We start from the raw sequence: 11,805 nt of genomic DNA, 5'->3' as shown, positions 1-11,805 counted from the left end.
TTAGACACGTAGTCCATTAGATATGCAGCTCATTAGAAGTTAGAAATCAGTAAAGGAAGGCTTCGGTCTTCCTTTTTTAGTTTTACGCCTTTAGGTTTTAAGTAAGGTACAACAAATGACAAAGCACTACTCATATTGGTTCAAGCAAGCGTTGGAACAAGAGTTTGGCAACATCAATGCGGGGCTAGATTCGGCTAAGCCGCTCCAAAAAGACGTCAACTGTGATATCGCCATTGTTGGCGGTGGCTATACGGGTTTATGGACGGCGATTTTAATCAAACAACAGCAACCCGAAAAACATGTTGTCGTGATTGAAAAAGGCCTATGTGGCAGCGGTGCTTCTGGCGCCAACGGCGGTTGCATGCTGACTTGGTCGACAAAGTATCCGACCTTGAAAAAGCTCTATGGAAAAGAGCAAGCCAAATGGCTAGTTAAGGAATCTGAAAAAGTTATTTACGAGATCGAAGCGTTCTGTAATGAGTACAATATTGATGCGCATCTATATCGAAGTGGTACTTACTACACGGCGACTAATGAAGCTCAAAAGGGCGGAATGAAGCCTGTTGTTAATGAGTTGGTCAAGCAGGGTATCAATAGCTGGCAGAAGTGCGATCAGTCATTGCCTGATAAAGCGGGATCTGAGCGCCATATTGAGGGTTACTACTCAGAAGCTGCGGGCAGTGTGCAACCCGCTTTATTGGCTCGAGGCTTACGCCGAGTTGCTATTGATCTAGGCATCGAGATTCACGAAAACACAGAGATGATGTCACTTGAATATGGTTCCCCCGCTCGAATTCACACCAAAGGCGGTTCCGTATTTGCGGATAAAGTGATTTTGGCACTCAATGCGTGGATGCTCGATCACTTCAAAGAGTTCAAACGCAGTATTGTGGTTGTCTCTTCCGATATGGTGGTGACCAAGCCTGTCCCTGAAAAGCTCAAGCAGTTTGGCCCAGAGAAAGGAGCCGCAGTAGTGGACTCACGTATCTTTGTTCATTACTACCGTGACACTGAGGATGGACGACTCATGTTGGGCAAAGGCGGCAATAAATTCTCGTTTGCGAATCAGGTTGAAAGCATGTTCAACCAAACGACTAACTACCTACCGATTCTCAATCAATCTTTCCAGAAATTGTTCCCTAAACTGGAGCAGAATGAATTCGATTACAACTGGTCGGGCGGTTCAGACCGATCCGTCACAGGATTGCCATTTTTCGGTAATCTAAAAGGCCAAAACAACATCTATTATGGGCTCGGTTACTCAGGTAATGGTGTGGCTCAAACTCGCATGGGAGGCAAAATTTTGTCTTCAATGGTGTTAGGAGTTGATAACGAATGGACACGTAGTGGCTTAACTAGCGGTCCACGAGGCTATTTTCCACCAGAGCCATTTCGTTGGGTTGGGGCAATGATGGTTAGAGATGCTGTTCGACGAAAAGAGAACGCGGAAGACTCTGGAAACACGCCATTGTGGCTGGATAAGCAATTTGCAAAGCTCGCGGGTGCGGCAGGTAAAGCCGACAAGGTTGAATCGTAAACTAGTCTAGCGTTCAAGTTTGAGGTATACGCGAAGGCTCTCAGTGACTTTTTGGTTGGTCATTGAGGGCTTTCTGAGTTAACTTTCAAAACTGAACGAGTAGCAATCTTTAATGCTTATTATTTCTGCAATATAACTGTCATTTAGCTTCTATAAATTTGTCACTCAACTGCAATATTCTCAGTTTAAATTTGGTATATACCATATGGAGAGTGCTGTAGTATGAGCAACCAAACTTATTTGAATATTGAAAACGTTGTAAAGCAATTTGGCCAATTTACAGCGTTAAAAGACATCTCCCTATCGATAGATAAAGGCGAGTTCGTCTGCTTCCTTGGCCCATCTGGTTGTGGAAAAACCACCTTATTACGTGCGATTGCTGGCCTAGATTTACCAACCTCGGGCTCTATTGAGCAGAACGGTAATGATACGACCTTTTTGCCACCAGAAAAGCGTGACTTTGGCATCGTGTTCCAGTCTTATGCTTTGTTTCCAAATCTCACCGTTGAAGAGAACATCGCGATTGGGTTGAAGAACCAAGGGATGTCGACCAAAGAAGCTCTTGAGACGGTTGAATCTTGGTTAGAGACCATTGGTTTACCAACATCTGGTCAGAAATACCCGAATCAATTGTCAGGTGGACAACAGCAGCGTGTTGCTTTGGCTCGCGCATTGGCCTTGTCTCCAGGTTTGTTGCTACTTGATGAACCGCTGTCTGCATTGGATGCGAAGGTAAGAACACACCTGCGTGACGAGATCTGCCAATTGCAACGCAAGCTGGGTATTACCACAATTATGGTGACGCACGATCAAGATGAAGCTTTAACCATGGCTGACCGAATTGTGGTGATGAACCATGGTGTCATTGAGCAAGTTGGTGCTCCGCAAGAGATCTACCAAAAACCAGTCAGTCGTTTTGTCGCTGAGTTTGTTGGCAGCATGAACTTCATTCAAGCTTCTGTCGCAGCACAAGGCAAGATGCGTATTGCTGAGTCAATGTTACCGTTACCTCGCTTAGATAATCTCACGCCAAAACTTGGTGAGGTTTTTGATATTGCCGTTCGTCCAGAGCAAATCCAATTTGTTGATCGTTTTAGTGAATCCTTACCCGTGAGAATCGTATCAAGCGAATTCTTGGGGGCGTTTTATCGTGTTGAGTGTCAATTGCAACATGACTCAACGGCGAAAGAGATCATCGTTGATGTGTCAGTCAAAGAGTTCAACCGACTGAAACTGCGTCGCAGCGATATTCGTTACGTAGCATTTGATCAAGAAGGCCTTAGAGCTTACTCATCGAAAAGCCTGCAAGTGATGAAAGACGAGGCGGCGTAAATAATCATGGAATCGACTCAAATGATGCAATCTAAGCTGCTAATTCAACGACGAGTAACGCCTTTTCTTGCTCGGTTAAGTAAAGACAACGTAATCCTATTCGGGCTTCTCGCTTTTTTGTCTGTGGTCATGACACTGTTTATTCTGATGCCACTATGGGCAATGTTGAAAAAAAGCGTTCAGAACGCAGACGGTGAATTTGTAGGTTTACAGAATTTCGCCACGTACTTCGCTTCTCAAAGCCTTTGGCAATCAGTAGGTAACACCTTCACTTTGGGTCTACTGGTCACGGTTGTCGTTGGCGTATTAGCGTTTGGTTATGCCTATGCATTGACTCGTTCCTGCATGCCTTTCAAGGGGCTTTTTCAGGTGTTGGGCTCAGCGCCGATTCTAGCTCCGTCGTTGCTTCCTGCGATCAGTCTTATCTTCTTATTTGGTAATCAAGGTATCGCCAAAGAAGTGTTAGGGGGTAATTCTGTCTATGGTTTGATTGGCATATCATTGGGCTTGATATTCTGGACGTTTCCACATGCCTTAATGATTTTAACTACTTCATTGAGAACCTCTGACGCTCGTCTTTATGAAGCGGCACGAGCCTTAAATACTTCACCTTTGAAAACTTTCTTTATGGTGACGTTACCAGCAGCAAAGTATGGTTTGATCAGCACTTTGATCGTTGTGTTTACATTGGTAGTTTGTGACTTTGGCGTACCGAAGGTGATTGGTGGTAGTTACAACGTGTTATCGACCGACATCTTTAAACAGGTGGTAGGGCAACAGAATTTCTCGATGGGTGCAGTGACCAGTATTTTGTTGCTATTGCCTGCATTACTCGCGTTTACTGTGGATCGCTGGGTTCAAAAGAAACAAAAGAGCTTGTTTGATACTCGATCCGTGGCGTACCAACCAGAGCCCAATACGGTGCGTGATGGCTTGTGTTTCCTTTATTGCACGATTATCTCTGCTGCTGTGGCTATCGTGCTAGGCATGGCGATATACGGTTCAATGGTTACCTTCTGGCCTTGGAACAAAGCGCTCACGCTGAATAACTACAACTTCGCAGAAATGAGTACCTACGGTTGGACGCCGTTCTTCAACTCTCTAACGCTCGGTGCTTGGACTGCTATTATCGGTACGGTTCTGATTTTCCTAGGTGCGTACTGCATTGAGAAAGGCAGAGCGTTCGGTCCAGTTCGTCAGGCAATGCAGATGCTCAGTGTTGTGCCGATGGCGGTTCCGGGTATGGTGTTGGGTTTGGGGTATATCTTCTATTTTAATGACTTGAGCAACCCACTTAACTTCTTGTATGGCACGATGGCGTTTCTGGTTATCAACACTGTGGTTCACTATTACACGGTAGGACACATGACGGCGTTAACGGCATTAAAGCAGTTACCTGATGAAATTGAAGCAACCGCGGCCTCAGTTAACCTACCGCAATACAAGTTGTTCTTTAAGGTGACGGTGCCCGTTTGTCTGCCTGCCATTTTAGATATTGCGACATACTTGTTTATTAATGCACTTACCACGACATCTGCGGTAGTATTCTTGTATTCTACCGATACGATACCTGCGTCAGTTTCAGTACTGAATATGGACGATGCGGGGCAAACCGGTGCAGCAGCAGCCATGGCGGTGATGATCATGATATCTGCGGCGAGTGCGAAGTTGATTCATATGTTAATCAACAAGTTATTCGAGAAGCGCACCCAAGCTTGGCGTAAACGCTAGCGAACCAATTTATATTGCAGTTGGCCAAGGAATGGCTGACGACAAGAACAAGAATGAAAGGAAGTGAAGTGCAGTACGTAAAAATTAAAGACGTCATCGTAGAGCAGATAGAGTCGGGGATGTTAACGCCACGACAGAAGCTGCCTGCAGAACGTAAGCTGGCTGAATCGTTTAATACGACACGAGTTACGTTGCGCGAAGCTTTGTCTTCACTTGAAGCGGAAGGGCGCATTTATCGAGAAGACCGACGTGGTTGGTTTATCTCACCGGATCCACTTCGTTATGATCCAACGCAAACGCTAAACTTCACCAATATGGCTTTGTCACAAAATCGTAAGCCGAAAACAGAGTTGGTCGCGGCAAAAGGGATGTTAGCAACCAAGGAAGCAACTAAGCTTCTTGAGCTTCAACCTTTTTCAGATGTTTATCGAGTAGATAGAGTTCGTTACCTTGAAGACAGGCCGGTTGTGTATGTGACGAACTTCATTCGACCAGAGCTGTTTCCCAACTTACTCGAGTATGATTTGTCTAAATCATTGACTGATATCTACCGCGAGCACTTTGGCGTGGTGTATCAGAAGATCCGTTACCGAGTAAGCACAACGTCTTTGCTTGGTGAGACCGCGCAAGCCCTGCGTGCGACTTCGGGTTCTCCGGCAATGGTTGTCGAGCGTGTTAACTACAATCAAAACGGCGATTTGATTGACTGCGATATTGAATATTGGCGTCACGACGCGATCAGTATTGAGTCAATCGCGCAGCTAGAGCGTTAGTCAGAGAGCTACTCACACTGATTGGCACCTGAAATTATTTAGGATTGCCCAAATGAAACGTTTAAAGGTCTCTTATGTAGGAGGCCTTTTTTATCAGCTGTTTTCAGCGACTGTTCTTATCAGTTATCAGTTATCAGTTATCAGTTATCAGTTATCAGTTATCAGTTATCAGTTATCAGTTATCAGTTATCAATTTAGGAATGAAATGGAATTTTCTGCCATCGTCATCGTGATAATTTCGGCTCTGCTTCATGCGGGATGGAATGTCCTAGGTAAATCTAATCAAGGATCGGGTTCGTCTTTCTTCCTAGCCTCTGGCTTTGCCGCCGCAGCGATATTGACGCCTTACTTGATCTGGTATGTTCACAGTGTAGGGCTATCAAATATCTCACTTCCATTCTGGCAACTGGTTTTCTTGAGCGGGATTTGCCAAATCATCTATTTGATCGGCTTGGGCGCAGCCTATAAACAGGCTGATATCGGCGTTATTTACCCAATGGCAAGAGCACTGCCCGTGTTGATGGTGGGTTTAGGCACGGTGTTGATAGGCTATGAGCTGTCGCCTAATCAATGGTTTGGGTTCACCTTGATTACCTTGGGTTGCTTGTTTGTCCCGTTGAAGCAATTCTCTGAGTTGAGGCTTAAGGCCTACCTAAACCTTGGCGTGTTGTGGGCGCTCATTGCCGCAATAGGTACCACGGGTTATTCGATTATTGATAAAGAGGCACTTCTATTATTGGAGCCTCTAAGCACGCCTAGTATCACTAACAAGCACACCGCGATTTTCTACCTAGGTATTCAGTTTTGGGCGATTGTGATTCCGCTGAGTGTTTGGTTGCTTGTGTCGAATCAAAGAATCGAATTCCATAACGCTTGGATACTGCGTAAAAGAGCAACACTTGCTGGCATCATGATGGCTTCGACCTATGGCCTAGTATTGTTTGCAATGACCATGACTGAAAATGTCAGCTTGGTTGTCGCTCTAAGGCAAGTAAGCATCATCTTCGGCGTAGTGATGGGGATCTACTTTTTAAAGGAAAAGTGGCACGCCACTCGCGGTGTAGGCGTCATGTTTATCATTGCTGGCTTAGTTATCTCACTGACTTAAAAAGAAATTAAATCCTACCTCCAACCTATAATGTGACTTTTCAGTCGCATTTTTCTTATTGATAGCAAACGTTTTACTAATGTTAAAGATGTGATCCTTCTCATAGACAAGGCTGTAAAGTTACCGGTAACATCCACCTCAACGTTACCGGTAACATATAATTAAAAACCGGACTCTGTGAAACTCATAAGGATACCCAAATGAAAGCTCTGACTAAAACGCTGATTGCTGCCTCCCTCACTGGTCTATTTGCTACTTCAGCAATGGCTGCAGACTTTAAACTTAAAATTCAATCTTCAGATCCTTCTGGTGACTTGAACTTCAAAGTTCAGCAGAAGTGGGCTGAGCGCGTAGAGACGATGTCTAACGGACGTATTGATATCGATCTTCTGCCTGTAGGCGCTGTGGTTAAGCACACAGAAACGCTAGGCGCGATCAAAATGGGCATCCTAGATGGTCACATCACAGCAACAGGTTACTTCTCTGGTAAAGATCCAGCATTTGGTCTTATCGGTAACATGGTTGGCGCATGGTCAGACACAACACAACTGCTTCAGTACATGAACTACGGTGGTGGTAACGAACTAATGACTGAACTGTACAAGCCTTATGGAGTTCAGTTTGTTGGTGCTTCTACGACGGGTGTTGAATCTTTCATTTCTAAAAAGCCAATCGATGGTGTTGCGGATCTTAAAGGCCTGAAATTACGTGCGCCTGAAGGCCTAGTACAACAAGTATTTGCAGCCGCGGGTGCGACACCAGTAAACCTACCGGGTTCTGAAGTATTTACTGGCCTAAGCAAAGGCGTAATTGATGCCGCGGACTACACGGTATTCTCTACCAACCAAAAAGCGGGCATGAACGACATTGCAACACATCCAGTTCAACCGGGTTTCCATTCACTACCGCTTATCGATATCTCTATTTCTCAGAAGAAATGGGACAAGATGCCAGCTGATCTACAAACAATGCTGCAAACATCAGTGCGTGACTTCTCTTACGACATGACAACTCAGCTGAAAATGGCTGACCAAGCTGCACTGAAAGAAGCTCAAGCGAACCCAGAAATCACTATCCATGACTGGTCTCAAGAAGAGCGTAAGAAGTTCCGTGAAATCGCGAAAGGCCAATGGAAGGTATTTGCAGAGCGTTCTGATAACGCAGGAAAAGTTTACACCTCAGTGACTGTGTTCCTAGAAGAAAACGGCTTACTGTAATTCAAACTTAGTTTACTGACGGGGGAGGGCATTGCTCTCCCGTATTCTCCCAGGATATTTGGCCCATGACAGACAAAACTCCCCATGCCCCAGCTGAAAACGACGAGCAACCAAGAAATGCGCTTGATCGTTTTGTTATAAAGTTCAGTAATCTCGTGAGCTGGTTTTTTATCTTTACTGTATTGATTTCATTTTATGAAGTTGTGATGCGTTACGCATTCGATGCCCCGACCACATGGGTACATGAAACAGCTTCTTTCATCGGTGGTTCTTTATTCATTATTGGTGGTATCTACGCGTTTGCTGCGAATAAGCACGTGCGTGTGGTTCTTATTTACGACTCAGTGTCTAACCAAGCACGCAAATATCTTAATCTTGTTCACCACATTGTGGGTTTGGCCTTTGCTGGCATGCTCGCTTATGCGGCTTACTTCACCGCAGAGGAAGCATGGTTTGCACCATGGGGTGAATTCCGCCTTGAAACATCAGGTTCAGTGTTAAACGCGCCTTATCCTGCGCTGCTGAAAGGCCTGATCTTTGTCGTTTTGTGTGTTCTTGTTGTCCAGTTTGTATTGCACCTAATCCAAGAGTTGATGGGTCTAAGGAAGAATGACGATGTTTGATTTATCTTCTATTGGTATCGCATGGGGCAGTTTGCTCATGCTGGTTATGATGATTGGCTTGCTACTGACCGGTATGCAGCTAGCGTTCGTAACAGGCTTTGTCGCGATTTTCTTCACTCTATGTTGGTTTGGCCCTGATGCCCTGCCTTTGATCGCAAGCCGTACCTACAGCTTTGCTTCTGGTTATGTTTTCCTTGCTGTTCCGATGTTCGTATTGATGGCGGCTTTATTAGACCGTTCGGGCATTGCTCGCGATTTGTTTGATGCAATGAAATCTGTCGGCCGTAAAGTTCGCGGTGGTGTGGCAGTACAAACCTTATTAGTCGCGGTTCTATTGGCTTCGATGTCAGGCGTTATCGGTGGTGAAACGGTACTACTGGGTATTCTTGCACTGCCACAAATGCTTCGTTTAGGTTATGACCGTAAGCTTGCTATTGGTACAACCTGTGCAGGTGGCGCACTTGGTACCATGCTTCCGCCAAGTATCGTACTGATCATCTACGGTATGACAGCCAGCGTATCGATTGGCGACCTGTTCAAAGCTTCTTTCTTGCCAGCGTTTATCCTTGCGGGCTGTTACATCGGTTACGTATTGATTCGCTGTAAGCTGAATCCTTCTCTGGCTCCTCTTCCGAGTGATGATGAGACAGAAGAAGATATCGCAAATCAGCCAAGCTACTTCAAGGCTCTGTTCTTCCCACTGCTTTCTGTAGCAACAGTTCTAGGCAGTATCTACACGGGTATCGCTTCAGTAACAGAAGCGTCTGCTTTGGGTGTAGTCGGCATCATGATCAGTGCGCTGATCCGTGGTGAACTGAACTTCAGCATGTTGAAAGAGAGTGCCATCGCAACCATGCGTACCTGCGGCATGATCATGTGGATTGGTATCGGTGCAAGTGCATTGGTTGGTATCTACAACCTGATGGGCGGTATTGATTTTGTTGAAGAAACCATCCTTGCGCTCAGTGGCGGTAACGCGACAGTAACGCTATTAATCATGATGGCTATCTTGTTGGTACTAGGCATGTTCCTTGACTGGGTAGGTGTGGCACTTCTGACTATGCCAATCTTCGTTCCAATCATCACTGGTCTTGGTTTTGACCCAGTATGGTTCGGCGTTGTGTTCTGTCTAAACATGCAGGTGTCGTTCTTGTCACCACCATTTGGTCCCGCGGCCTTCTACCTGAAATCGGTAGCACCAAAAGACATCAGTTTGGGTGAGATTTTCTCTTCACTACTGCCGTTCATTGCACTTCAAGTAATGGTTCTGGCATTGGTTATTATCTTCCCTCAGCTAGCGCTTTGGTGGCAATAACAGCAAAGGTTCCAGAGCGAGTTTACGTTCAGGAACCGATCAACAGCAACACAAGTTTAACTATTAGATTCGATTGTCAGCCCCTGTTTTGGTTGGGGCTTAGGGAAGGCTTGCCTTATGAAAAGCAAAAAAATACTCGTGATGGGCGTATCTGGATGCGGGAAAAGCCTAATTGGTAGCCGTATCGCACAGGCTTTAGAGCTTCAATTCTTTGATGGCGATGACTTCCATCCGCAAAGCAACGTAGAAAAAATGCGTCAAGGTATTCCGCTGACTGACGAAGATCGTCAAGGATGGCTAGAAACACTGAATAAGCAATATATCGAACAGCCAAGTGCTGTGATTGCTTGTTCTGCATTGAAACCTCAATATCGCGACATTCTACGAAAGAATAATGAAGGTTTAGTTATCGTGTACCTACAGGGTAGCTTCGACACCATTTGGAACCGCCATAAAGCGCGCGAGAACCATTACTTCAATGGTCAAGAAATGTTGAAAAGCCAGTTCGCAACCTTGGTTGAACCGAATGAAGCCGATGCGTTGTTTGTTGATATCTCACAAGATGTCGAACAGGTAGTAGAAAGTGCACTCAAACAAATTAAGCAGATAGGCTAAACCATGACTCAGTTAAAAAACGACATTGCGATGATTGGTTTAGGCGTTATGGGCAAAAGCCTTGCACTCAACTTACTGGATAACGGCTTTAACGTTGCTGGCTTTGATTTGAATACAGACAACATTGAGCGCGCCAGTTCAGAAGCAAAGCTGCTTAATGAATTGTTTACTGGTAAAGGTCAGTTCACACAAGGGACTAGCCTTGAGCATGTACTGCAAGGGCTAGCGAAGCCGCGTGTAATCGCTTTGTCGGTTCCTGCTGGAAAACCTGTCGATATCGTCGTGAATAGCTTGCTTGATGCTGGCTTAGAAAATGACGACATTGTTATCGATACGGGTAACAGCCTTTGGACAGATACCGAGGCGCGTGAAGTGGGCTACAAAGGCAAACTGCGCTTCTTTAGCACCGCCGTTTCTGGTGGTGAAGAAGGCGCTCGTGTTGGCCCTGCGCTTATGGCGAGTGGTGACCAATCGGCTTGGCAATATGTGAAACCGATGTGGGAAGCGATTGCTGCAAAAGTGGATGCTAATGGGCTACCGGTTGCTCAGTTTGAAGCGGGTGAAGCATGCGCTGCCTATGTTGGTCCTTCTGGTACAGGGCACTATGTGAAAATGGTACACAACGGTATTGAATATGCCGACATGCAGCTCATCTGCGAAGTGTATCAGTTCATGCGTGATGTACTTGAAATGCCAGCTCAAGAGATTGGCCAAGTTTTCGAACAGTGGAACAACGGTGTACTTAATAGCTACTTAATGGAAATCAGTGCCGACATTCTTCAACAAGAAGATTTGGCTACGGGTAAACCATTTGTTGATGTTGTGCTTGATAAGGCTGGCCAAAAAGGCACAGGCTTATGGACAGCAGTTAACAGCCTTCAGGAAGGCTGCCCAACTCCAACCATTGCACAGGCGGTTTATGCACGTGCGATGAGCGGTCAAAAATCACAACGTATTCAAGGGAGCAAACTGCTAAAAGGCAATGTTGCCGATGCGAGTCAGTTGGATAAAACAGAGGTTATTTCTGAACTTCACGATGCCCTATATTGCGCCAAGTTGTCTGTTTATGCACAAGGCTTTGATTTATTAAAGACAGCGTCAGACAAAGAGGGTTGGAATCTCGATTTCACTCAAATAGCTAAGATCTGGCGAGCAGGTTGTATTATTCGTGCAGCATTCTTACAAGGTATCACATCGGCTTATCAACAAAATGGTGAGCTGGCGAATCTGTTGTTTGACGAGGTTTTCATCAAACAAGTGGAAGAGCGTGAGCTTGCTTGGCGTATCGCCGTTGCTAACTCCGCTTTGTATGGTGTGCCGATGCCGGGGATCAGTTCTGCATTAAGCTACTTTGATTCTCTGCGCTGTGAAGTGTTACCAGCGAATCTATTGCAAGCGCAACGTGACTATTTTGGTTCTCATACCTATTCGCGAGTCGATAGAGAGGAAGCCGAAAAATTCCATGTCACTTGGAGTCAGTCCCCAAGAACTGAAGTAAAAGTAAACGCTTAAACAATCAATAACGCCCTCAACAAGAGGGCGTTTTTAATTATG

Annotated in this window: 10 protein-coding genes; all 10 read left to right on the top strand. The window is 45.4% G+C overall.

The annotated features are described in order from the left end of the window. Positions 1-115: 115 nt before the first annotated feature. The 10 genes from AC3CH4_RS16055 to gndA all read left to right on the top strand — a co-directional run bounded on the left by AC3CH4_RS16055 (position 116) and on the right by gndA (position 11,763). Positions 116-1,537, top strand: a complete 1,422-nt coding sequence (locus tag AC3CH4_RS16055; RefSeq protein WP_488544014.1) for an FAD-dependent oxidoreductase — start codon at positions 116-118, stop codon at positions 1,535-1,537. Positions 1,538-1,759: 222 nt separating this feature from the next. Next, entirely contained in the window at positions 1,760-2,869 is a 1,110-nt protein-coding gene (locus AC3CH4_RS16050) for a putative 2-aminoethylphosphonate ABC transporter ATP-binding protein (RefSeq protein ID WP_154723729.1), read from the top strand. Between the two features lie 21 nt (positions 2,870-2,890). Continuing rightward, positions 2,891-4,600, top strand: coding sequence for a putative 2-aminoethylphosphonate ABC transporter permease subunit (locus tag AC3CH4_RS16045; protein ID WP_488544013.1), 1,710 nt, complete (start codon positions 2,891-2,893; stop codon positions 4,598-4,600). Between the two features lie 68 nt (positions 4,601-4,668). Beyond that, entirely contained in the window at positions 4,669-5,373 is a 705-nt protein-coding gene (gene phnR / locus AC3CH4_RS16040; RefSeq protein ID WP_488544012.1) for a phosphonate utilization transcriptional regulator PhnR, read from the top strand. A 205-nt stretch (positions 5,374-5,578) separates the two neighbouring features. Next, positions 5,579-6,481, top strand: a complete 903-nt coding sequence (locus tag AC3CH4_RS16035) for an EamA family transporter (protein WP_488544351.1) — start codon at positions 5,579-5,581, stop codon at positions 6,479-6,481. Positions 6,482-6,681: 200 nt separating this feature from the next. Next, positions 6,682-7,698, top strand: a complete 1,017-nt coding sequence (locus tag AC3CH4_RS16030) for a TRAP transporter substrate-binding protein (RefSeq protein WP_009845626.1) — start codon at positions 6,682-6,684, stop codon at positions 7,696-7,698. A 65-nt stretch (positions 7,699-7,763) separates the two neighbouring features. Beyond that, the gene (locus AC3CH4_RS16025) at positions 7,764-8,321 is read left to right on the top strand and encodes a TRAP transporter small permease subunit (RefSeq protein ID WP_017079674.1); all 558 of its coding nucleotides are present in this window, start codon (positions 7,764-7,766) and stop codon (positions 8,319-8,321) included. Then, positions 8,314-9,636, top strand: a complete 1,323-nt coding sequence (locus AC3CH4_RS16020; protein WP_488544011.1) for a TRAP transporter large permease — start codon at positions 8,314-8,316, stop codon at positions 9,634-9,636. Before AC3CH4_RS16025 ends, AC3CH4_RS16020 begins: the two co-directional genes overlap by 8 nt. Positions 9,637-9,753: 117 nt before the next feature. Next, the gene (locus AC3CH4_RS16015) at positions 9,754-10,251 is read left to right on the top strand and encodes a gluconokinase (RefSeq protein ID WP_017059513.1); all 498 of its coding nucleotides are present in this window, start codon (positions 9,754-9,756) and stop codon (positions 10,249-10,251) included. Positions 10,252-10,254: 3 nt separating this feature from the next. Beyond that, positions 10,255-11,763 carry an NADP-dependent phosphogluconate dehydrogenase gene (gndA, locus tag AC3CH4_RS16010; protein ID WP_488544010.1) on the top strand — a complete coding sequence of 503 codons (1,509 nt, stop codon included), beginning with the start codon at positions 10,255-10,257 and terminating at the stop codon, positions 11,761-11,763. Positions 11,764-11,805: the final 42 nt, after the last annotated feature.

Source organism: Vibrio sp. QJM3NY_26 (assembly GCF_057786005.1).
The sequence above is the reverse complement of the archived record's forward strand: the minus strand, read 5'-3'. Positions and strand labels throughout refer to the sequence as shown.

Bases quoted from the DNA above. Each gene is read 5' to 3' on its own strand.
- AC3CH4_RS16055 (WP_488544014.1), top strand. From the start codon at position 116: ATGACAAAGCACTACTCATATTGGTTCAAGCAAGCGTTGGAACAAGAG.
- AC3CH4_RS16050 (WP_154723729.1), top strand. From the start codon at position 1,760: ATGAGCAACCAAACTTATTTGAATATTGAAAACGTTGTAAAGCAATTT.
- AC3CH4_RS16045 (WP_488544013.1), top strand. From the start codon at position 2,891: ATGATGCAATCTAAGCTGCTAATTCAACGACGAGTAACGCCTTTTCTT.
- AC3CH4_RS16035 (WP_488544351.1), top strand. From the start codon at position 5,579: ATGGAATTTTCTGCCATCGTCATCGTGATAATTTCGGCTCTGCTTCAT.
- AC3CH4_RS16030 (WP_009845626.1), top strand. From the start codon at position 6,682: ATGAAAGCTCTGACTAAAACGCTGATTGCTGCCTCCCTCACTGGTCTA.
- AC3CH4_RS16025 (WP_017079674.1), top strand. From the start codon at position 7,764: ATGACAGACAAAACTCCCCATGCCCCAGCTGAAAACGACGAGCAACCA.
- AC3CH4_RS16020 (WP_488544011.1), top strand. From the start codon at position 8,314: ATGTTTGATTTATCTTCTATTGGTATCGCATGGGGCAGTTTGCTCATG.
- AC3CH4_RS16015 (WP_017059513.1), top strand. From the start codon at position 9,754: ATGAAAAGCAAAAAAATACTCGTGATGGGCGTATCTGGATGCGGGAAA.
- gndA (WP_488544010.1), top strand. From the start codon at position 10,255: ATGACTCAGTTAAAAAACGACATTGCGATGATTGGTTTAGGCGTTATG.